The following is a 21,407-nucleotide window of genomic DNA, read 5'->3' as shown; positions in this document are numbered from 1 at the left end:
AGGTTCCAGGCCGCCCCGGCACGGGCGCGGGGACCGCACCGGCAACCCCGGTGCGGGCTCCCGCCCGGCCGGGGCGGCCCCCGTGCGGGCCTGCCCCCCGCTGCGGTACCCTGACCGCATGCGAGCCGTGAGCCTCCTGCTTAGCCCGCCGCGCTGACCACGAAAGACGTCAGTGCGGCACCCCTCCTGTGCGAGGGGTTTTTTTGTTTCCGCCTCCGGGTCCGCCCGTGGGCTCTCCGGACCGGCTCACCGGCGGCCGCAGCCGTCACGACATCGATGGAGTACCGAGGACGATGAGCGACACCACCCCGGCCGCCGAGACGGCTGCGCCACACCGCTACACGGCCGAGCTGGCCGCGCGGATCGAGAGCCACTGGCAGGACCACTGGGACGAGCACGGCACCTTCGCCGCCCCCAACCCCAGCGGGGAACTGGACGGGCAGCCCGAGCTGGCCGCCCGGCCGAAGAAGTTCGTCATGGACATGTTCCCGTACCCGTCCGGAGTGGGCCTGCACGTCGGCCACCCGCTGGGCTACATCGCCACCGACGTCTTCGCCCGGCACCAGCGGATGACCGGTCACAACGTCCTGCACACCCTGGGCTTCGACGCGTTCGGCCTGCCCGCGGAGCAGTACGCCGTGCAGACCGGCACCCACCCGCGGGTCAGCACCGAGGCCAACATGGCCAACATGAAGGCGCAGTTGCGCCGGCTGGGCCTGGGCCACGACCGCCGCCGCTCCTTCGCCACCATCGACCCGGAGTACTACCGCTGGACCCAGTGGATCTTCCTGCAGATCTACAACTCCTGGTACGACCCCGACGCCGACCGGGCCCGCCCGATCGACACGCTGATCGCCCAGTTCGAGGACGGCAGCCGCCAGGTGCCCGGCCGCGCCCCCTGGTCCGAACTGACCGGCCCCGAGCGCGCCGAAGTGCTGAGCGGCTACCGGCTGGCCTACGTCGCCCAGTCGCCGGTCAACTGGTGCCCCGGCCTGGGCACGGTGCTGTCCAACGAGGAGGTCACCGCCGACGGCCGCTCCGAGCGCGGCAACTTCCCCGTCTTCAAGGCGAACCTGCGCCAGTGGATGATGCGGATCACCGCGTACGCGGACCGGCTGGCCGCCGACCTGGACGCGGTGGACTGGCCCGAGGCGATCAAGTTGCAGCAGCGCAACTGGATCGGCCGCAGCGAGGGCGCCCGGGTGGACTTCGCGGTGCCCGGCGCGGACCGCCCGATCACCGTCTTCACCACCCGCCCGGACACCCTGTTCGGCGCCACCTACATGGTGCTGGCCCCCGAGCACGAACTGGTCGACGCGATCGTGCCCGCCGCCTGGCCGGCCGGCACCCACGACGTGTGGACCGGCGGCCACGCCAACCCCGCCGACGCCGTCGCCGCCTACCGCAAGCAGGCCGCCTCGAAGTCCGACGTCGAGCGGCAGGCCGAGGCCAAGGAGAAGACCGGTGTCTTCACCGGCGCGTTCGCGGTCAACCCGGTCAGCGGCGAGCAGGTCCCCGTCTTCATCGCCGACTACGTCCTGATGGGCTACGGCACTGGCGCGATCATGGCCGTGCCCGCCCACGACAGCCGCGACTTCGCGTTCGCCCGGGCCTTCGAGCTGCCGATGCGCTGCGTCGTCGCGCCCAGCGACGGCCGCGGCACCGACCCGGCCACGTGGGAGGACGCGTTCGCCTCCTACGACGCGAAGCTGGTCAACTCCGCGAGTGAGTCCCTGAGCCTGGACGGGCTGGGCGTGGTCGACGCCAAGGCCGCGATCACCGCCTGGCTGACCGAGCGCGGCGTCGGCGAGGGCACCGTCAACTACCGCCTGCGCGACTGGCTGTTCAGCCGCCAGCGGTACTGGGGCGAGCCGTTCCCGATCGTCTACGACGAGGAGGGCACCGCACACGCCGTACCCGACTCGATGCTGCCCGTCGAGCTGCCCGAGGTCGACGACTACAGCCCGCGCACCTTCGACCCCGACGACGCCGACACCTCCCCGGAGCCCCCGCTGGCCCGCAACGAGGAGTGGGTCACCGTCGAGTTGGACCTGGGCGACGGCAACGGCACGCGCACCTACCGCCGCGAGACCAACACCATGCCCAACTGGGCCGGCTCCTGCTGGTACGAACTGCGCTACCTGGACCCGCACAACAGCGACAAGCTGGTCTCCGCCGAGGCCGAGTCGTACTGGATGGGCCCGCGCGAGGGCCAGCCGGCCGGCGGCGTCGACCTGTACGTCGGCGGCGCCGAACACGCCGTACTGCACCTGCTGTACGCCCGCTTCTGGCACAAGGTGCTGTACGACCTGGGGCACATCTCGTCCTTCGAGCCGTTCCACAAGCTGTACAACCAGGGCATGATCCAGGCGTTCGTCTACCGCGACGCGCGCGGCATCGCGGTGCCCGCGGCCGAGGTGGAGGAGCGGGACGGCGTCTACTTCCACGACGGCGAGCCGGTCTCCCGGCTGCTGGGCAAGATGGGCAAGTCGCTGAAGAACGCGGTCACGCCCGACGAGATCTGCGCGGAGTACGGCGCCGACACCCTGCGGCTGTACGAGATGGCGATGGGCCCGCTGGACGTGTCCCGGCCCTGGGACACCCGGGCCGTCGTCGGGCAGTACCGCCTGCTGCAGCGCATGTGGCGCAACGTCGTGGACGAGGCCACCGGCGAGGTCACCGTCGTGGACGCAGAAGCCGACGACGCTACGCTGCGCGCCCTGCACAAGGCGATCGACGGCGTCTCCACCGACATGGCCAACCTGCGGTTCAACACGGCCATCGCCAAGATCACCGAGCTGAACAACACGCTGACCCGCACGTCGGGCGCGGCCGGCGGGGTGCCGCGTTCCGTGGCCGAGTCGCTGGTGCTGCTGATCGCGCCGCTGGCGCCGCACTTCGCCGAGGAGCTGTGGGCCAAGCTGGGGCACCCGCACTCGCTGGCCCACGAGCCGTTCCCGGTCGCCGACCCCGCGCTGGTCCAGGACGAGGCCGTGACCTGCGTCGTCCAGGTCAAGGGCAAGGTCAAGGCCCGCCTGGAGGTGCCCCCGGCCATCACCGACGCCGACCTGGAGGCCCTGGCGCTGGCCGCTCCCGCGGTCGTCGAGGCGGTCGGCGGGGCGACGGTGCGGAAGGTGATCGTCCGCGCGCCGAAGCTGGTCAACATCGTGGTGTGAGGGTGTGAGGGTGTGAGGGTGTGAGGGCGCTGGGGCGCGAGGGCGTGCGGGTCCTCGGTGGCCCTCGGGACCCTTAGGGGAGGGGCCGGAGCAGGTTGGGGGATCGCTCCGGCCCCTCCGCCCGTCCCCAGGCATTACCGTGGAAGCAGGCCCGAACGGGCCGGTGGCCCGCGATCGGAGGCGCTGTCCGTGGAGACCGTCGGCATCATACTGCTGCTGTTCTTCCTGATCTTCGCGACGCTTGCCACCGTGGCGATCGTGCGGACGACCCGCGCCGTGAAGCGGGGAGTCGAGCGGCGTACGGCCAAGGCGCGCCGGATCGTCGAGGACCAGCGGCTGCGGGCCCGCCGCTTCGCCCAGCCCGGCGACATCGGCGCGCTCACCCAGCTCCGGCTGGACCTGCGCTCCTCCATCGACAGCACCTTCGAGGCCATGGCGCACGCGTCGCTGCCCGAGGCGGCCGCCCTCCTCGACCGTCTCAACGACCACGCCCGCACCCTCGACGCCGAGCTGAAGCTGCTCGAACGCGAACCCGACAAGTCCAGGGTCTCCGCGCAGCTCCCCGCGCTCACCGAACGTGCCCACCGCATCACCCACTCCGCCGACGCGCTGCGCTGGGCGGCCCAGGACCGCGTCCACCACTCCACCGGCGACGACCTCGCGTCCCTCACCCGCGAGATCGACATCGAAGCGACGGCGCTCCGCCACTGGGAGCCGCTCCAGAGCGGTGACGACCGCGACCGAGAGCGCGCCCGGGAACTCCGGAACAACCCTCCGAGCGCCGGCTGAGCCGGTTCGCACAGCGGCCCACCCGGGTGCGCACCGGTACCCTCGCGGCGGGTGGCCGGGTCCCGGGCCGCGGGGACTGCGCGGGTGACGCACGACGGCGGCGCACCCGGGCGCGTACCGGAACCGTCGCGGCGGGAAGCCGCACCGCACCCTGAACCCCCAGGTCCCGACGTGCCACCCCGCACCCCACCCCGGTAACCTCCGGACATGCCCCCGCACGTCGCCATCGTCACGGACTCGACGGCCTACCTGAGCCCGCAAGCCCTCACCCGGCACGCCATAAGCCTGGTCCCCCTCACCGTGGTGATCGACGACGAAGCCTTCGTGGAGGGTACGGAAATCTCCGCACCGGCCGTGGCCCGCGCACTCCAGCGCCGCCGCCCGGTCACGACCTCACGCCCGAGCCCCGCCGAGTTCACCGCGGCCTACGAAGCCGCCGCCGCGTCGGGCGCGAAGGCGATCGTCTCGCTCCACCTGTCCGCCGACTTCTCGGGGACGTACGACGCCGCCACCGTCGCCGCGAAGGAGGCACCCGTCCCGGTGCGCGTCGTCGACACCGGCATGGTCGCGATGGCGCTGGGCTTCACCGTGCTCGCCGCAGCCGAGGCCGCGGAGGCGGGCGGCACCGCTGACGACGTGGTGGCAGCCGCGGAACGCCGGGCCACCGCCACCTCTGCCTTCTTCTACGTCGACACGCTCGACTACCTGCGCCGGGGTGGCCGGATCGGCGCGGCGCAGGCCCTCTTCGGTTCCGCGCTCGCGGTGAAGCCGCTGCTGCGGCTCGCGGACGGGCGGATCGAACTGCTGGAGAAGGTGCGCACCGCGTCCAAGGCGGTGACCCGGCTCGAGGAGATCGTGGTGGAGTGCGCGGGGGCCGCCGTCGACGGCGGGGCGGGTTCCGGCCGGGTGGACCTCGCGGTGCACCACCTCGCGGCGGCCGACCGCGCCGCGGCCCTCGCGGAGCGGCTGCGGCCGCGGGTGCCGGGGCTGGGGGAGTTGGTGGTGAGCGAGGTCGGCGCGGTGATCGGGGCGCATGCGGGGCCGGGGCTGCTCGGGGTCGTGGTGTCGCCGCGCTGAGGGTGGCGGGTGGGGCGGGGGCCGCTGAGGCCGGGGGTCCGGTGGGGCCGGGGGCGAGGCTGGTGGGGCCGGGGGCGTCCTCGGGCGGTCGGGTCACCCACACGAGTGGCGAAGTTATCCACATCCGGCGGGTTGTCCACAGATCCTGAGCAAGATCGTTCCGGGGTTCGGTGCTGGGCCAGCATCGAGTCATGGACCTTTTGGACTCGTTGGACGCGCTGAAATCGCTGGACCGGCCCGAACCGCCGCTGAGTTCGGGCGGGCATGACCGTGCGGGCGGGCACGCACGTGCGGGCGGCCGTGACCGAGGGAGCGGCCGTGACCGGGGGAGCGGCCGTGACCGGGCGGGAAGCGTCGCGGCGGCCCGTGACCGCACCGCGGCGATCTTCGGCACGGCACGCGAGGGGCCGCCGGGCACGGAGCCACCGGCCGAGCCGTCGCTCGGCCCGCCGGTCGCGGGCGCGCCCGTCTTCGGCACGGGACCACTCGGGCGGATGCGGACATGGCTGTTCGTGCGGTGCGGACTCGAACTGAAGACGGTGCTGGCGCTCGCCGTCGTCCTCACCGTCGCCGCCGGGCTCGCCCTCCAGCACTACTGGGTGGGCCGCCCTCGCACCGTCCACGTTCCGCCCCCGCCGACTCCGCTCGCGGCGGCCCCGCCGTCCTCCTCGCCCGCGCCTCCGCCCCAGCTCACCGTCGACATCGCGGGCAAGGTCGCCAAGCCCGGAGTGCGCCGGCTCGCCAAGGGCGCCCGCGTCACCGACGCCCTCACCGCGGCGGGCGGCCCCCTGCCCGGCACCGACACCACCGCCCTGAACCTCGCCCGGCCGGTCACCGACGGCGAGCAGATCCTCGTGGGCATCACCCCACCACCGTCCGCCGTGGGCGCCGCAGCCGATGCGTCCACTGGCGGCGGCTCCACCTCCGGCGGCTCGCTTGCCTCCCCGCTCCACCTCAACACCGCCACCGAGCCCCAACTCGACGCGCTGCCCGGCGTCGGCCCGGTCACCGCCCAGCGCATCCTCGCCTACCGCACCCAGCACGGTTCCTTCACCTCGGCCCAGCAGCTCCAGCAGATCCCCGGCATCGGCCCGCGCAAGCTCGCCACGCTCCAGCCCCTGGTCGCGCCGTGACCCGCGTCCGCCCGCCGGGCCTGGCCAGCCTGGCGGGGTGGGCCGGCACCCGGACAACGTCTGCCGGTCCGGCAGTTCCGCGGCGATCGCCCGGCTTCCGATGCCCGCGCGGCGCGGTGCGGCCTCATACGAGGGCGGTGCGCGGCGGCGCCGGTCCGGTTCAGGCCGGCGGGGGTGACCGATGACCAGGGCGACGCGGTGGCCGGGCGGTGGTCCGACCGAGGGGACAGCCGAGGGTCCGGCCGGGTGGCCGACGGGTGAGCAGCGGGCGGCGGTTCATGCGGGCGCGGCCTCACGGCTCGGTGCGGCCAACCCGCGGCAGGAGGGTCCACCGGACCTGCGCCTGGTCGGGCCCGCGTTGGCCGCGTGGGCAGCCGCGGCGGCGGCGCCGACGGTGGGCGCGGTCACCGCGATCGCGGGGCTGACGGCGCTGATCGCCTTGTCCGCGGCGGTCGTTGCCGCACCGCCCATCGCGGCCGTGGCGGCGGCCCTCCGCGGCGGCCCAGGGCGTCGCGGTCGCGGGCCCGCGCGACGTAGGACGGGTCCGACGGGTCTGCTGCCCGCGGCGATCGCGATGGTGCTGTGCGGCGCGGTCGCGGCGATGGCCGCCGCCCTGGAGGACGCCGACCTGACCAGGGGGCCGGTGCCGTCGCTCGCGCGTCACCGTGCCGGGGCGGAGGTGGCGGTGCGGGTGACGGGCGACCCGTTCGCCGCGGAGGCGGGGGCGCCGCATCCGGTGGTGGTCGTACCGGCCACCGTCGAGCGCGTCGGCCCGACCCGGCTGCGTACCCCGGTGGTGGTGATGGCGACGGGCGCGGCGGACGACTGGCTGCGGCTGGTCCCCACCACCCGGCTGACCGCCACCGCGCGGTTCGCGCCGGACGAGCGGGGGCAGACCGCCGCCGTGCTCCGGGTGCGGGGCGTGCCGCGGATCACCGGCCCGCCGACGCGTGTGCAGCGCCTGGCCGCGCGGCTGCGCGGGGGGCTGCTGAAGGCCGCCGCGCCGCTGCCGGCGGACGTCCGCGGACTGCTTCCCGGCCTGGTCGTGGGGGACACGGCGGGGTTGCCGGAGGATCTGAAGGAGGCGTTCAAGGCCACGGACCTCGCGCACCTGACCGCGGTGTCCGGCGCGAACCTGACGATCGTGCTGATCCTCCTGATCGGCCCGCCCGGCCTGGCCACGCGGTCGGAGCGGCGCGGCCTGGCGGCCCGGCTCGGCCTGCCGCTGCGCTGGACCGCGGTGCTCGGTGCCGCGCTCACCGCCGCCTTCGTGCTTGTCTGCCGGCCGAGCCCGAGCGTGCTGCGGGCGGCGGTGTGCGGCCTGATCACGTTGCTCGCGATCGGTACGGGCCGGCGCCGTTCGCTGCTCCCGGCACTGGCCGGGGCGGTGCTGCTCCTGGTGTTGTACGAACCGGAGTTGGCCCGCTCGTTCGGGTTCGCGCTGTCCGTGCTGGCCACGGGTTCGCTGCTGACGCTGGCACCGCGCTGGGGCGCGGCACTGCACCGGCACGGGCTGCGGCCGCGACTGGCGGAGTCCCTGGCCGCGGCGGCGGCCGCGCAGGCGGCGTGCGGTCCGGTGATCGTGCTGCTGTCGGCGCGGCTGAGCCTGGTCGCGGTGCCGTGCAACCTGCTGGCCGAGCCGGCCGTCGGCCCCGCCACGCTGCTGGGGTTCGGCGCGCTGGCCGTGGCCCCGCTCGCGCCGTCGGGGGCCCGGGCGCTGGCGTGGCTGGCCGGCTGGCCCACGCGGTGGCTCGTGTCCGTGGCCCGGCACGGCGCCGCGCTGCCGGGCGCGGAGCTCGCCTGGCCCGGCGGCTGGCCGGGAGCGGCCCTGCTCGCAGTGGTCACGGCCGCGGCGGTGGTCTGCGGACGGAGCCTGCTCCGCCGCCCGTGGCTGTGCGCGGGCGCCGCGATCGCCCTGCTGCTCGCGCTGGTGCGGCCGGTGCCGTTGCCCCGGGTGATGGCCGCGTGGCCGCCGGGGGACTGGCGGTTCGCGATGTGCGACGTCGGCCAGGGCGACGCGCTGGCGCTCTCCACCGGCCCGGGCGCGGCGGTCGTGGTGGACACCGGCCCGGACCCGGCCTCGCTCGACCGCTGCCTTCGCGACCTGCGGGTGACGTCGATCCCGCTGCTGATCCTGACCCACTTCCACGCCGACCACGTCGACGGGCTGCCCGGAGCACTGCGCGGGCGCCGGGTGGGCGCGATCGAGACGACCCTGCTGGACGATCCGCCAGGCCAGGCCGCGCGGGTGCGGCGGCAGGCCGCGGCGGCCGGGGTGCCGCTGCTGCGGGTGGTTCCGGGGGAGGAGCGCGCGGTCGGCCCGCTGTCCTGGCGCACGCTGTGGCCCGCGCCGGGTGCGGCCGGGCTGCCCGCCGCCGAACTGCCGGCGGGCGAGCCCAACGACACGAGCATCGCGCTGCTGGTCCACGACGCGGGCCTGACACTGCTGCTGATGGGCGATCTGGAGCCCGATGTGCAGGCCCAAGTGCTGGCGGAGCGGCCTGGGTTGCCGCGCGTGGACGTGTTGAAGGTCGCGCACCACGGCTCGGCGTACCAGGACCCGGCGCTGCTCGCCCGCGCACGTCCCCGCCTCGCCCTGATCAGCGTGGGCGCGGGCAACTCCTACGGCCACCCCGCACCTCGTACGGTCACGGCGCTGCGCGCGCTCGGCGCCGTGGTCCTGCGCACCGACCTGGACGGGCCGATCGCGGTGAGCGGGGACACCCCGGCCGAACTGCGCACGTCCTTCGTCCCCCACCACGCCGCCCCGCTGAGCAGGTGAGTCGCGGGTGGCACCACGTCAGGAGCGAAGGGTGCGCAGGCCGGTGCGGATCTCGCCGACCAGGATCTCGGGTTGTTCCAGGGCCGCGAAGTGCCCGCCCTTGTCGGCCTCGCCGTAGTGGATCAGATTGCTGTAGGTGTCCTCGATCCAGCTTCGTGGCAGGCGCGGGATGTCGTTCGGGAAGACGGTCACCGCGACCGGAAGCGTCAGCTTCGGGCCGGCGAGAGTGGCCGATCTGTTCTCCCAGTAGATGCGGCCGGAGGACGCCGCGCTGTTGGTGAACCAGTAGAGGGATATCGCGTCGAGCATGTCGTCCATGCTGAGGGTGTCCTCGGCGAGCCCGTGGTTGTCGGTCTTGGACTGGAACTTCTCGTAGATCCAGGCCGCCTGGCCGGCGGGAGAGTCCGCCAGGGCGAATCCGACGGTCTCCGGCTTCGTGCCCTGGAGGTGGTTCGACCCGCCGAGTTCGCCGGTGTAGCGGGCGAGGGTCTCCACGGCGTAGCGCTCTTCGGGCGACAGGGTGTCGGGTATCTGCGCGGGAAAGGCGTACTGGGTGTTCAGATGGATTCCGAGAAGCCCCTCAGGTCGCATGGCCCCGAGGGCGGTGGTGACGACGGCGCCCCAATCGCCGCCTTGCGCGACCCATCTTGTGTAGCCGAGCCGCTTCATCAGCTCCGCCCACGCGCTTGCGATGCGAGATACCGTCCATCCGGTCTCCGTGGGTTTCTGGGAGAACCCGAACCCGGGGAGCGACGGGATGACGACGTCGAATGAGTCGGCTTCGTCTCCTCCGAACGAAACCGGATCGGTCAGCGGGCCGATCAGCTTCAGGAACTCGACGATCGAGCCCGGCCATCCGTGCGTGAGGATCAGCGGCATCGCGTGGGGGTTCTTGGACCTGACGTGGATGAAGTGGATGTCCAGCCCGTCGATCTCCGTCAGGTACTGGGGGAAGCGATTGAGCTGGGACTCGAAGCGCCGCCAGTCGTAGCCGCGCTCCCAGTATTCGACCAGGGATCTGGCGTTCTCCACGCGGACCCCTTGCGACCAGTCGCCCACCGTTTCCGGGTCCGGCCATCGAGTTCTGGCCAGTCGCTGCTTCACGTCGTCGATCTCCGCATCCGGGATCGAGACGGTGAACGGGCGGACGAGGGTCGAGGTCGGCGGCGTCGGTGCGGTCATTGCCCTCTTCTCCTGAGCTTCGAAGCACAGTGCAACTCTTCATTGCACACTGGTGTGCAGCCTACGTCGTTGCACACTGGTGTGCAACAATGGTGTTGTGCCCACCGAGTCCTCCCGTGCGCGCTCGATGAACGAGACGCGCGATCGCATCCTCGACGTCGCCCTCGATGTGCTGGGAGAGGACCCCGACGCCGGAATGGGCGACATCGCCGCCGCCGCGGGCGTCGTCCGTCGCACGGTCTACGGCCATTTCCCCTCGCGCCTCGACCTGGTTCGGACGCTCACGGAGCGGGCCGTTGCCGAGATGACGGCCGTGCTCGCCGACGTCAGCGCCGCAGGCGCGGAAGCGGACGCGGCGTGGGGCGAGTTCGTCGCCCGCGTCTGGCCGGTGGCGCACCGGTACCGAGTGCTGCTGGCGCTGCGCCGTGGCGAGTATGGCGAGGCGATCCACGCCCTGCTCGGGCCGGTCGACGAGCTCCTCGCCGACCTCGTGAAACGGGGCCAGGACGGTGGCGTGTTCGCACAGCACCTGCCGGCGGGCATTCTGAGTCAGGTCGCCTACGGCGTCGTGTTCGCCATCGCGGACAGCGACCTGTCGAACGGGACCGTCGGCGCCCGCGCGGCGACGATCACGAGCCTGCTGATGCTGGGAGTTCCCGAGGCCCGCGCGCTCGCTCTCGTGGGCGACCGTCCCTGACCTGCCCTCGGGCCGGAATGCTGCAGGGCCAAGTCGGTGCCGGACCTCACCGCATGCCGCACCCCGCCCGGGCTCCCCGCAGCGACCCTAAAGAACCCTTGAGCAAGGAACCCTTGTAAGCACTTCTTTCTAAAGATACCTTTATACGCATGACGGAGAAGCCGGCACAGTCCTCGGTCCAGCTCACCGACCCCCGAGCGCTGCGGGCGTACGCGCATCCGACCCGGATGGCGCTGTCCGGGCTGCTCAGGCGGGAAGGGCCGCTCACGGCGACCCGGGCGGCGCAACTGACCGGGGAGTCCGTCGCGAGCTGCTCGTACCACCTGCGGGTCCTGGCCAAGTACGGGCTCGCGGAGGAGGACGACCCGGAGGGGCCGGGCCGGGAGAAGCCGTGGCGGGCCACGGCGCAGTTCACGGACTGGCCCGGGTACGCGGAGGACCCCGCGGTCGCGGCGGCGGCCGAGGCACTGACCGCGGCCGTCGCGGAGAACTACTTCCACCGCATGGCGCGGGCGCAGGACGCGCGCCGGGAGCTGCCGCGCGCGTGGCAGGAGGCGGAGGTGTTCACGGACACCACGCTCTACCTGACCGCGGAGGAGCTGAGCGCGCTGGGGAAGCGGATGGCCGGGCTGCTCGCCGAGTTCGCCGACCGCGGCGCCGACCCGGCGCTCCGCCCGGAGAGCGCCCGCCGGGTGCCCTGGCTCCAGATCGCCTTCGTGGAGCCCGAACCCGCCGGCCCCGCCGACGGTGCCGGCGCCGGGACGGAGAGCGGGGAGCGGTCGTGAACGGCGGCGGTGCGCTGCGGCGCGGGGTGGCGGCTCGGGTACCGGAGCTGTTGGGGGAGCGGGCCTTCCGGCGGTACTGGACCGGGCAGACGGTCTCGCTCTTCGGGGACCAGGTGACCTTCCTCGCGGTGCCGCTCGCCGCCGTGCTGGTGCTGCACGTGGACGCGGCCGAGATGGGCTGGTTGTCGATGGCCGGGCTGCTGCCCGCGCTTCTCTTCTCGCTGACCGCGGGTGCCTTGGTCGACCGCAGGGGGCGGCGCCGTCAGGTGATGATCGCCGCCGACCTCGGCCGGGCCGCTCTCATGGCCTCGCTCCCGCTCGCCTACGCCCTCGGCCACCTCTCCCTGCCGCAGATGTACGCGGTGGTCTTCCTGGTCGGCACGCTGTCGGTGGTCTTCGACGTCTGCAACGCCGCGCTGTTCGTCTCGCTGGTCGAACCGGAGGAGTACGTCCAGGGCAGCACGCTGGTCAACGGCAGCAGGGCGTTCTCGTTCGTCGCCGGGCCGAGCGTCGGCGGGCTGCTGGTGCAGGTGCTCGCGGCGCCGCTGGCGCTGTTCGTGGACGCGCTGTCGTACGTGTGCTCGGCCGGCCTGCTGGCCCGTATCGCCCCTGTCGAGCCGCCGCCCGCCGCACCGCGCAAGGGCCACTTCTCGGCCGGGCTGCGGTTCATCGCCCGCTCCCGTGCCATGCGCGCGCTGGTGGCGGGCGCGGCCACGGTGAACTTCTTCAACTTCGTCTTCCACGCGCTGATGGTGCTCTACGCGGTCGAGCAACTCGGATTGAGCGCGGGCACGTTGGGTGTGGTGCTCGGTGCGGGGGCGGTCGGTGGGCTGCTGGGGGCGTTCGTGACCGGGCGGGTGGTGCGGCGGATCGGCATCGGCCCGACGGTGCTGCTCGGCTTCGTCGGGTTCCCCGCGCCGCTGGTGCTGGTGCCGCTGGCGGGCGGGCCGCGGTTGCTGGTCCTGGCCGCGCTGTTCGGGGCCGAGTTCCTGTCCGGCGTCGGGCTGATGCTGCTGGACATCGGCAGCGGGTCGTTCCAGGCCGCGCTCGTACCCGACGCGCTGAGGTCGCGGGTCAGCGGCGCGTTCCGGATGGTCAACTACGGGGTGCGGCCGCTGGGCGCGCTGGCCGGCGGCCTGCTCGGCAGCACCCTGGGACTGCGGCCGACCCTGTGGGTGGCGACCGTCGGGGGTGTCCTGGGCGCCCTGTGGCTGCTGCCGTCGCCGATACCGCGGATGCGCGCACTGCCGGAAAAGGCCGAGGACCCGGAGGCCGACGCCGGCGTGCCGACTGCCGCCGCGGCGTGAGCCGATCGGCCGCCCGACCCGCGCCCGGCCGCTCTCCGCTCTCCCCGCCGCGCCCGGCCGCCCTCCGCCGCCCGCTCTCCCCGCCTACAGCTCCTCGCGGTCCTCTTCCAGCCAGCCGCCCAGCCGCCCGGCCATCTCGTCGAGTGCCGCCGGGTCGAGGAGGTCGTCGTCGTCCTCGACGACCACCAGCCACTGGGCGTCCTCGGCGTCGTCCTCGCCGGCGAGGGCGTCGCGCAGGACGCGTGGCTCGCCGGGCAGGTCGAAGAGGTCGGAGAGGAGTTCGGCGACCTCCTCGGCCGCGTCGCGTTCGGGCAGCACCAGGACATGTCGTACGTCGCTCACCCCGGCATTGTGCCCGAGCGTCCGCCGACGGTTGAACCCGGGCGAGGGGACGGGAGAAGCGCGGGCGGAGGACGGTGTTGTCGGTGCCGCGTGGGATGCTGGTCGCGATGGCCAGGAAGACCGCTTCAGACGACGTACTCGCCCCGCTGACGCTTGCCGTCGGCCAGGAGGACCTGCTGCTGGACCGCGCGGTGCGCGAGGTGGTGACCGCCGCCAAGGCCGCCGACCCGGACACCGATGTGCGGGACCTGCCGCCGGAGGCGGTGCAGCCGGGCACGCTCGCGGAGCTGACCAGCCCGTCGCTGTTCGCCGAGCGCAAGGTGATCGTGGTGCGCAACGCGCACGACGTCTCCGCGGACTCCGTGAAGGACATCAAGGCGTATCTGGCCGCGCCCGCCGAGGAGATCATCCTGGTCCTGCTGCACGCCGGCGGCGCCAAGGGCAAGGCGCTGCTGGACGCGGCCCGCAAGGCCGGCGCGCGCGAGGTGGCCTGCCCGAAGATGACCAAGCCCGCCGACCGGCTCGGGTTCGTCCGGCAGGAGTTCCGGACCCTCGGCCGGTCCGCGACCCCGGAGGCGGCCCAGGCGCTGGTCGACTCCATCGGCAGCGACCTGCGCGAACTCGCCAGCGCCTGCACCCAGTTGACCGCCGATGTGGACGGCACCATCGATGTCGACGTGGTGGCCCGCTACTACACCGGGCGGGCCGAGGCCACCGGCTTCGAGGTCGCCGACCTCGCGGTGACCGGGCGCACCGCCGAGGCGCTGGAGCGGCTGCGCTGGGCGCTGTCCGTCGGCCAGCCGCTGCCCGGCATCACCTTCGCGCTCGCCTCGGGTGTGCGGTCGATCGGCAAGCTCGCCTCCGCGCCGCGCGGCGCCAACCCGGGCCAGCTCGCCCGCGATCTCGGCATGCCGCCCTGGAAGATCGACCGGGTCAGGCAGCAGATGCGCGGCTGGACCGCGGACGGCGTCTCGGTCGCCCTGCGCGCGGTCGCCGACGCGGACGCCGCCGTGAAGGGCGGGGCCGCCGACCCCGCCTACGCCCTGGAGAAGGCCGTGGTCACCATCGCCCGCGCCGCCCGCTCCCGCACCTGACCGCCGGCCCGGCCCACCCGCCAGACCCGAGCCGCCCGCGCTGCCCGAGCCGCGGTCGCCGCCCGCCTTCGTATCCGGGCCCGGCCCGCTACTTCAGCTTCGGCAGCGTCGCCCGCGTCGCCGTCTTCACCATGGTGGCGGCCTCGTCGACGGTCGTGGAGTCGTCGCTGCTCGTGCCGACGCTGTAGGAACTCCAGCTCATCGTGTACGTCATCCAGCCGTCGCGGACCGCGAGGGTGACGTACTGGCTGCTGCTCTCGTCCTCCGTCAGCAGGTACGCCTCCTGCCCGATGCCGGCGACGGTCGAGATCTTGTACTGCTGGTGCCGCTGGGTGTAGCTGCGCCAGGTGTCGGCGAACTCCGCTTTCGGGTCCGTCTTGTGGTGCAGGGTCACATCGACGTACAGGTAGGCGTCGGAGAGGGAGGACGTCTCCCGCTTGAGGCTCTGGTCGCAGTACATCTCGTCGACCGTGGCGGTCTTGGTGGTGTACGACGTCGGGTCGTCGTCCTTCTGCGGGTACTGCGTGGTGAAGGCGGACACGTCCTCGGTGTCGCAGAGGTTGTCCTTCACCGTGTATCCGCGCAGGTCGGCCTTGGCCGAGGAGTCCTTGCCGAGCAGCAGCACCCCGCCGCCCCACAGCGCGGACGCCACCGCCGCGCCGACCACCGCCCACAGCACCGCCCGCCCGGCCCCGCCGGAGGTCCGCGGTGCCCCCGGCATCCCCGGTGCCCCGGGCGCACCCGGCTGCATGTAGTAGCCCTGCGTCGGCGGCTGCTGCGCGGCGCCCGGCTGCCCGTACGCTCCGGGCTGGGCGTAGGGGTTGTGCTGGGCCGGCACCGGGGTCCCGTATCCACCGACCGGCGGCTGCGGGGGTATCGGGCCAGGGCCCTGGCCCTGGCCGGGCGTGGGCTGCTGGTAGGGGTTGGGGCTCGGCTGCTCGGGCGGCGTCGACATGCGGTGAGAATATCGGCGCGCTGCCCCTGCGGCGACGGGCGGTCACGGAACGCACACGTACCCGTGACCCCGTCGCGACCCGAACGTGCGAGAGCCCGCCCGGGCGGACCCGGGCGGGCTCTCGAAGTACGTCGGGCGCCGCAGGCACGTGGCGAACGTCCGCGTGCGACGCACGTGGTCGGGGCGATGCCGGTCCGGGCGGTAGAGGGGCCGCTGAGTCCGGTTGCCGGCGGTGCCGCGATCCATGACGCGTGGTCGTGCGGACGCGCCGGCCCCGGTCAGGGGCGCGCGGCCGTACGGCCGTGGAACGTGGTGGTGCGGGTGGTTCAGCCCTGGAGCGCGGAGACCGACTGAGCCAGCGCCGACTTCTTGTTGGCGGCCTGGTTCTTGTGGATGACGCCCTTGCTCACGGCCTTGTCGAGCTTCTTGGCGGCGGCGCGCGCGGCGGCGTCGGCCTTCGCGCTGTCACCGGCCGCGACGGCCTCGCGGGTGCGACGGATCGCGGTCTTCAGCTCGGACTTGACGGCCTTGTTGCGCAGGCGCGCCTTCTCGTTGGTCTTGTTGCGCTTGATCTGGGACTTGATGTTCGCCACGAAAGAGCCTTCTCAGGTTCGTCTGGCCGCCGGCTGATGCCGTCGGCGTGTCTACCAGGAGTGCGCGCCTCGGGTAGAGGGCACGAGACGCAGCGGTCCAGGCTACCAGCAGCGCACGCGCGCTCCCAAACCGTGCCCGCCCCCCGGCCATGGGACTATGGGGGACAGTCCGCACCCCGACGCTCTCCGATGTTCTCCGACGCTCCCTCGACCCTCACGTTCTCAAGAAACTGGACCCCGCGTGCCCGCGACCCCTTCCCCTCTGCCGCACGACGTCCCGGAGCCGAGCCGTACCGACCCGGCGCTGATCCGGAACTTCTGCATCATCGCCCACATCGACCACGGCAAGTCGACGCTGGCCGACCGGATGCTCCAGCTCACCGGAGTCGTCGACCAGCGGCAGATGCGCGCCCAGTACCTCGACCGGATGGACATCGAGCGCGAGCGCGGCATCACCATCAAGTCGCAGGCCGTCCGGCTGCCGTGGGCGCCGACCGCCGGTGACGGCCAGGGCCGCACCCACATCCTGAACATGATCGACACCCCCGGCCACGTGGACTTCACCTACGAGGTGTCCCGCTCGCTGGCCGCCTGCGAGGGCACGGTCCTGCTGGTCGACGCGGCCCAGGGCATCGAGGCGCAGACGCTCGCCAACCTCTACCTCGCGATGGAGAACGACCTCACCATCGTGCCGGTGCTCAACAAGATCGACCTGCCCGCCGCCCAGCCGGAGAAGTTCGCCGAGGAGCTGGCCAACCTGATCGGCTGCGACCCCGCCGACGTGCTGCGGGTCTCGGCGAAGACCGGTGTCGGCGTGGACGCGCTGCTGGACCGGGTGGTCCGCGACGTGCCGGCCCCGGTGGGCGTCGCCGACGCCCCGGCCCGCGCGATGATCTTCGACTCGGTCTACGACTCCTACCGCGGCGTGGTCACCTACGTCCGGGTGATCGACGGGCAGCTCACCAAGCGCGAGCGGATCAGGATGATGTCCACCGGCGCGGTGCACGAGCTGCTGGAGATCGGCACCAACTCCCCGGAGATGCTCGCCGCCGACGGCCTGGGCGTGGGCGAGGTCGGCTACCTGATCACCGGGGTGAAGGACGTCCGGCAGTCCAAGGTCGGTGACACCATCACCACCCAGGCCGCCGGCGCCACCGAGGCGCTGGGCGGCTACAAGGACCCCAAGCCGATGGTCTTCTCCGGCCTGTATCCGCTGGACGGCTCCGACTACCCCGAGCTGCGCGAGGCCCTGGACAAGCTCCAGCTCAACGACGCGGCACTGGTCTACGAGCCCGAGACGTCCGCCGCCCTCGGCTTCGGCTTCCGGGTCGGCTTCCTCGGGCTGCTGCACCTGGACGTGATCCGGGAGCGGCTGGAGCGCGAGTTCGGCCTCGACCTGATCGCCACCGCCCCCAACGTGGTCTACCGCGTCACGATGGAGGACGGCGCCGAGCACACCGTCACCAACCCCAGCGAGTTCCCCGAGGGCAAGATCGACGAGGTGCACGAGCCGGTGGTGCGCGCCACCGTGCTCGCCCCCACCGAGTTCATCGGCGCGATCATGGAGCTGTGCCAGAACCGGCGCGGTTCGCTGCTCGGCATGGACTACCTCTCCGAGGACCGGGTGGAGATCCGCTACACCCTGCCGCTGGCCGAGATCGTCTTCGACTTCTTCGACCAGCTCAAGTCCAAGACCCGCGGCTACGCCTCGCTGGACTACGAGCCCACCGGCGAGCAGAGCGCCGACCTGGTGAAGGTCGACATCCTGCTGCACGGCGACAAGGTCGACGCGTTCTCCGCGATCACCCACAAGGACAAGGCGTACGCCTACGGGGTGCGGCTGGTCGGCAAGCTGCGCGCGCTGATCCCGCGGCAGAACTTCGAGGTGCCCATCCAGGCCGCCATCGGGGCCCGGGTGATCGCCCGCGAGACGGTGCGCGCCATCCGCAAGGACGTCCTCGCCAAGTGCTACGGCGGCGACATCTCCCGTAAGCGCAAGCTGCTGGAGAAGCAGAAGGAGGGCAAGAAGCGGATGAAGATGGTCGGCAACGTCGAGGTGCCGCAGGAGGCGTTCATCGCGGTGCTGTCCACCGACTCCGAGGGGGAGTCCAAGGCGAAGAAGTAGGGCGCGGGGCAGGCCGCGCCGCCGGGCGGGGAGGGCGGCGGGGAAACGGGTGGGTCCGGTCACGGTTTACGACCCGCCGCCCGTTCCCCCTTACGTGCCGGGCGCTGGGCCTCTACCCTGATCGCGGATAGGTTACTGGTGAGTTAAGAACGCCGTTCGGCCCGGAGGTTGTCGTGACCGACACACAGACGTTGATCGAGAACCGGCCGCCGTCCGTGGCCACGCTCTTCCTGCAGCGGGTCGACGCGACCCCGGACGCCGAGGCGTACCGCATGCCGGTGCCGCCCGCGTCCGGCGAGGGCCCCGACGAGTGGCGGTCGCTCACCTGGGCGCAGGCCGCGAGCCGGGTGTACGCCATCGCGGCCGGCCTGATGGACCTCGGGGTGCGCCCCGAGGAGCGGGTCGCGATCGCCGCGAACACCTCGGTGGACTGGATTCTCTCCGACCTCGGCGTGCTGTGCGCGGGCGCCGCCACCACCACGGTCTACCCGTCCACCAACGCCGACGAGACCGCGTTCATCCTCGCCGACTCCGACAGCCGGGTGCTGATCGCCGAGGACGCGGTCCAGCTCGCCAAGGCCCGCGAGCGGCGCGCCGACCTGCCGGACCTCGCGCACGTCGTGGTCATCGACCCGACGGGCGCCGACGCCGCCGACAGCGACGGCTGGGTGCTGTCCCTCGCCGACCTGGAGAAGCGCGGCGCCGCCTATCTGGAGCGGCACCCGACCGCCGTCACCGACGCCATCGGCGCGCTCGCCAAGGACCAGCTCGCCACCCTCATCTACACCTCCGGCACCACCGGCCGCCCCAAGGGCGTGCGCCTGCCGCACGACGCGTGGGCGTACATGGCCCGCGCCATCGAGGCGGTCGGCCTGCTCGACGAGAACGACGTGCAGTACCTGTGGCTGCCGCTCGCGCACGTCTTCGGCAAGGTGCTCACCGCCGGGCACATCACCATCGGCCACGTCACCGCCGTGGACGGCCGGGTCGACAAGATCATCGAGAACCTGCCGGTGGTCCGGCCCACCTACATGGCCGCCGTGCCGCGGATCTTCGAGAAGGTCTACAACGGGGTCGCCGCCAAGGCCAGGGAGGGCGGCAACGCGAAGTACAAGATCTTCCTGTGGTCCGCCCAGGTCGCCCGCGACTACGCCAAGGCGGCGCAGAACAGCATGCGGCTGACCGGCACCCCGTCCGTGCCGCTGCCGCTGCGCAGCAAGCACGCGGTCGCCGACCGGCTGGTCTACGCGAAGCTGCGCGAGGCGTTCGGCGGCCGGCTGCGCGCCTGCGTCTCCGGGTCCGCCGCGCTCGCCCCCGAGATCGGCTTCTTCTTCGCCGGCGCCGGCATCCACATCCTGGAGGGCTACGGCCTCACCGAGTCCAGCGCGGCGAGCTTCGTCAACCCCGGCGAGTCCTACCGCACCGGCACCGTCGGCAAGGCGCTGCCCGGCCTGGAGGTCCGGATCGGCGAGGACGGCGAGGTCCTGCTGCGCGGCCCCGGCATCATGCAGGGCTACCACGGGCTGCCCGAGCAGACCGCCGAGGTGCTGGAGCCCGACGGCTGGTTCCACACCGGGGACATCGGTGAGCTGTCGCCCGACGGCTTCCTGAAGATCACCGACCGCAAGAAGGACCTGATCAAGACCTCCGGCGGCAAGTACATCGCGCCGGCCGAGGTCGAGGGTCAGTTCAAGGCGGTGTGCCCGTTCGTCAGCAACGTCCTGGTGGTCGGCGGCGGCCGCAACTTCTGTACGGCGCTGCTCGCCCTCGACGAGCCGACGCTCCTGGGGTGGGCCGAGGACAACGGCCTCGGCGGCCGGCCCTACGCGGAGGTGGTCGGCACCGACCAGGTGCGCGAGCTGATCGACGGGTACGTCCAGGAGGTCAACGCCGGGCTCCAGCGGTGGCAGCAGATCCGCCAGTTCCGCATCCTCCCGCGCGACCTCGACGTCGAGCACGGCGACCTCACGCCCAGCCTCAAGCTGAAGCGGCCGGTCGTCGAGCGCGAGTTCGCCCCGCTGATCGACGAGATGTACCAGGGCGCCCGCGAGGCCTGAGGACGGCGCCGCTGAGGGCTCCTCCCGGGTGACGGATACTGGACGAATGCCTTCCGTACTCCCCGAGGGGGAACCCGTGCCCGCGGACGGCGGTCTGCCGCCTTCCGCGTTCGAGGGCGTCGAAGACCGCCCGCTCGGGTTCTACCTGCATGTGCCGTACTGCGCCACGAGGTGCGGGTACTGCGACTTCAACACGTACACCGCGAGCGAGCTGCGGGGCTCGGGCGGGGCGCTGGCGTCGCGGGAGAACTACGCGGACGTGCTGGCGGAGGAGGTGCGGCTGGCCCGGAAGGTGCTGGGCGACGACCCCCGCGAGGTCAGCACCGTGTTCGTCGGCGGCGGCACTCCCACGCTGCTGCCGGCCGCCGACCTCGGCCGGATGCTCGCCGCGATCAGGGCGGAGTTCGGGCTCGCCGCCGACGCCGAGGTGACCACGGAGGCGAACCCGGAGTCCGTCGACCCGGTCTATCTGGCCGAACTGCGGGCCGCCGGCTTCAACCGGATCTCGTTCGGCATGCAGAGCGCCCGGCAGCACGTGCTGAAGGTGCTGGACCGCACGCACACCCCCGGCCGCCCCGAGGCGTGCGTCGCCGAGGCCCGCGCCGCCGGGTTCGAGCACGTGAACCTCGACCTGATCTACGGCACCCCCGGCGAGAGCGACCAGGACTGGCACGCGTCGCTGGACGCGGCGATCGGCGCCGAGCCCGACCACGTCTCGGCGTACGCGCTGATCGTGGAGGAGGGCACCGGGCTGGCCCGCCGCATCCGGCGCGGCGAGGTGCCGATGACCGACGACGACGTGCACGCCGACCGCTACCTGATCACCGAGGAGCGGCTGTCGGCCGCGGGCTTCGGCTGGTACGAGGTCTCGAACTGGGCCACCGGGCCCGCCGCGCGCTGCCGCCACAACGAGCTGTACTGGACCGGCGCGGACTGGTGGGGCGCGGGTCCCGGCGCGCACAGCCACGTCGGCGGGGTGCGCTGGTGGAACGCCAAGCACCCGGGCGCCTACGCGCAGGCCCTCGCCGAGGGGCGCACCCCCGGGGTCGGCCGGGAACTGCTCGGCGCGGAGGACCGGCGGGTGGAGCGGGTCCTGCTGGAGCTGAGGCTCGCCGACGGCTGCCCGCTGGCGATCCTCGCGGAACAGGGCGCGAAGGCCGCCGCCCGCGCGGTAAGGGACGGTCTCCTGGAGCCCGGCCCTTACGCGGAGGGCCGCGCCGTCCTCACGCTGCGCGGCCGGCTGCTCGCCGACGCCGTGGTCAGGGACCTGGTCGACTGACGCCCGCGGCCGGCCGCCCCGTCGCCGCCTCCCG

Annotated in this window: 16 protein-coding genes; 12 read left to right on the top strand and 4 right to left on the bottom strand. The window is 73.0% G+C overall.

Annotation, left to right across the window (positions count from 1 at the left end; all coding sequences use genetic code 11):
- Positions 1 to 293 precede the first annotated feature (293 nt).
- From leuS to OG370_RS13865, 5 genes are all read left to right on the top strand, one after another.
- Positions 294 to 3,176, top strand: coding sequence for a leucine--tRNA ligase (leuS, locus tag OG370_RS13885; RefSeq protein WP_328464068.1), 2,883 nt, complete (start codon positions 294 to 296; stop codon positions 3,174 to 3,176).
- Between the two features lie 189 nt (positions 3,177 to 3,365).
- Positions 3,366 to 3,965, top strand: coding sequence for a hypothetical protein (locus OG370_RS13880; RefSeq protein ID WP_328464066.1), 600 nt, complete (start codon positions 3,366 to 3,368; stop codon positions 3,963 to 3,965).
- A 207-nt stretch (positions 3,966 to 4,172) separates the two neighbouring features.
- On the top strand, positions 4,173 to 5,042 hold the full coding sequence (locus OG370_RS13875) for a DegV family protein (protein ID WP_328464064.1): 870 nt from the start codon (positions 4,173 to 4,175) through the stop codon (positions 5,040 to 5,042).
- A gap of 191 nt (positions 5,043 to 5,233) precedes the next feature.
- Entirely contained in the window at positions 5,234 to 6,175 is a 942-nt protein-coding gene (locus OG370_RS13870; protein WP_328464062.1) for a ComEA family DNA-binding protein, read from the top strand.
- A gap of 181 nt (positions 6,176 to 6,356) precedes the next feature.
- The gene (locus OG370_RS13865; protein WP_328464060.1) at positions 6,357 to 8,957 is read left to right on the top strand and encodes a ComEC/Rec2 family competence protein; all 2,601 of its coding nucleotides are present in this window, start codon (positions 6,357 to 6,359) and stop codon (positions 8,955 to 8,957) included.
- An 18-nt stretch (positions 8,958 to 8,975) separates the two neighbouring features.
- On the opposite strand, the gene OG370_RS13860 is transcribed toward OG370_RS13865, so the two are convergent.
- Positions 8,976 to 10,139 (bottom strand): epoxide hydrolase family protein, encoded by a 1,164-nt coding sequence (locus OG370_RS13860; protein ID WP_328464058.1) that lies wholly within the window; start codon positions 10,137 to 10,139, stop codon positions 8,976 to 8,978.
- Between the two features lie 97 nt (positions 10,140 to 10,236).
- On the opposite strand from OG370_RS13860, the gene OG370_RS13855 reads away from it, so the two are divergent.
- The 3 genes from OG370_RS13855 to OG370_RS13845 all read left to right on the top strand — a co-directional run bounded on the left by OG370_RS13855 (position 10,237) and on the right by OG370_RS13845 (position 12,928).
- Positions 10,237 to 10,836, top strand: a complete 600-nt coding sequence (locus OG370_RS13855; protein WP_328464056.1) for a TetR/AcrR family transcriptional regulator — start codon at positions 10,237 to 10,239, stop codon at positions 10,834 to 10,836.
- Positions 10,837 to 10,985: 149 nt separating this feature from the next.
- Positions 10,986 to 11,621, top strand: coding sequence for a winged helix-turn-helix domain-containing protein (locus OG370_RS13850; RefSeq protein ID WP_328464054.1), 636 nt, complete (start codon positions 10,986 to 10,988; stop codon positions 11,619 to 11,621).
- A complete protein-coding gene (locus tag OG370_RS13845) occupies positions 11,618 to 12,928 on the top strand; it encodes an MFS transporter (RefSeq protein WP_328464052.1) in 1,311 nt (436 codons plus the stop codon). Before OG370_RS13850 ends, OG370_RS13845 begins: the two co-directional genes overlap by 4 nt.
- 84 nt (positions 12,929 to 13,012) lie before the next feature.
- Here the strand turns inward: OG370_RS13845 and OG370_RS13840 are convergent, their stop codons facing one another.
- Positions 13,013 to 13,270 (bottom strand): hypothetical protein, encoded by a 258-nt coding sequence (locus tag OG370_RS13840; protein WP_328464050.1) that lies wholly within the window; start codon positions 13,268 to 13,270, stop codon positions 13,013 to 13,015.
- Between the two features lie 107 nt (positions 13,271 to 13,377).
- On the opposite strand from OG370_RS13840, the gene holA reads away from it, so the two are divergent.
- Positions 13,378 to 14,364 (top strand): DNA polymerase III subunit delta, encoded by a 987-nt coding sequence (gene holA / locus OG370_RS13835; protein ID WP_328474066.1) that lies wholly within the window; start codon positions 13,378 to 13,380, stop codon positions 14,362 to 14,364.
- A gap of 88 nt (positions 14,365 to 14,452) precedes the next feature.
- Here holA and OG370_RS13830 read toward each other — a convergent pair whose 3' ends face one another.
- Both OG370_RS13830 and rpsT read right to left on the bottom strand, forming a co-directional pair.
- Positions 14,453 to 15,319: a collagen-like triple helix repeat-containing protein gene (locus OG370_RS13830; RefSeq protein ID WP_328464048.1), complete on the bottom strand. Its 867-nt coding sequence runs from the start codon at positions 15,317 to 15,319 to the stop codon at positions 14,453 to 14,455.
- A gap of 326 nt (positions 15,320 to 15,645) precedes the next feature.
- Positions 15,646 to 15,912, bottom strand: coding sequence for a 30S ribosomal protein S20 (gene rpsT, locus OG370_RS13825; protein WP_328464046.1), 267 nt, complete (start codon positions 15,910 to 15,912; stop codon positions 15,646 to 15,648).
- Between the two features lie 241 nt (positions 15,913 to 16,153).
- Between rpsT and lepA the strand changes: the two genes are divergently transcribed.
- The 3 genes from lepA to hemW all read left to right on the top strand — a co-directional run bounded on the left by lepA (position 16,154) and on the right by hemW (position 21,373).
- Positions 16,154 to 18,037 carry a translation elongation factor 4 gene (gene lepA / locus OG370_RS13820; RefSeq protein ID WP_328464044.1) on the top strand — a complete coding sequence of 628 codons (1,884 nt, stop codon included), beginning with the start codon at positions 16,154 to 16,156 and terminating at the stop codon, positions 18,035 to 18,037.
- 173 nt (positions 18,038 to 18,210) lie between these two features.
- Positions 18,211 to 20,094: an AMP-dependent synthetase/ligase gene (locus tag OG370_RS13815; protein WP_328464042.1), complete on the top strand. Its 1,884-nt coding sequence runs from the start codon at positions 18,211 to 18,213 to the stop codon at positions 20,092 to 20,094.
- A gap of 46 nt (positions 20,095 to 20,140) precedes the next feature.
- Complete coding sequence (gene hemW, locus OG370_RS13810) at positions 20,141 to 21,373, top strand: radical SAM family heme chaperone HemW (protein WP_328464040.1); 1,233 nt, start codon at positions 20,141 to 20,143, stop codon at positions 21,371 to 21,373.
- The last annotated feature ends 34 nt before the right edge of the window (positions 21,374 to 21,407 follow it).

The organism is Streptomyces sp. NBC_00448 (genome assembly GCF_036014115.1).
In the GTDB taxonomy this organism is placed as follows: Bacteria; Actinomycetota; Actinomycetes; order Streptomycetales; family Streptomycetaceae; genus Actinacidiphila.
The sequence above is the reverse complement of the archived record's forward strand: the minus strand, read 5'-3'. Positions and strand labels throughout refer to the sequence as shown.

Excerpts from the sequence above, each read along its gene's own strand:
- holA (WP_328474066.1), top strand. The coding sequence starts at position 13,378 with ATGGCCAGGAAGACCGCTTCAGACGACGTACTCGCCCCGCTGACGCTT.
- OG370_RS13875 (WP_328464064.1), top strand. The coding sequence starts at position 4,173 with ATGCCCCCGCACGTCGCCATCGTCACGGACTCGACGGCCTACCTGAGC.
- leuS (WP_328464068.1), top strand. The coding sequence starts at position 294 with ATGAGCGACACCACCCCGGCCGCCGAGACGGCTGCGCCACACCGCTAC.
- OG370_RS13830 (WP_328464048.1), bottom strand. The coding sequence starts at position 15,319 with ATGTCGACGCCGCCCGAGCAGCCGAGCCCCAACCCCTACCAGCAGCCC.
- OG370_RS13860 (WP_328464058.1), bottom strand. The coding sequence starts at position 10,139 with ATGACCGCACCGACGCCGCCGACCTCGACCCTCGTCCGCCCGTTCACC.
- OG370_RS13865 (WP_328464060.1), top strand. The coding sequence starts at position 6,357 with ATGACCAGGGCGACGCGGTGGCCGGGCGGTGGTCCGACCGAGGGGACA.
- hemW (WP_328464040.1), top strand. The coding sequence starts at position 20,141 with ATGCCTTCCGTACTCCCCGAGGGGGAACCCGTGCCCGCGGACGGCGGT.
- OG370_RS13850 (WP_328464054.1), top strand. The coding sequence starts at position 10,986 with ATGACGGAGAAGCCGGCACAGTCCTCGGTCCAGCTCACCGACCCCCGA.
- OG370_RS13870 (WP_328464062.1), top strand. The coding sequence starts at position 5,234 with ATGGACCTTTTGGACTCGTTGGACGCGCTGAAATCGCTGGACCGGCCC.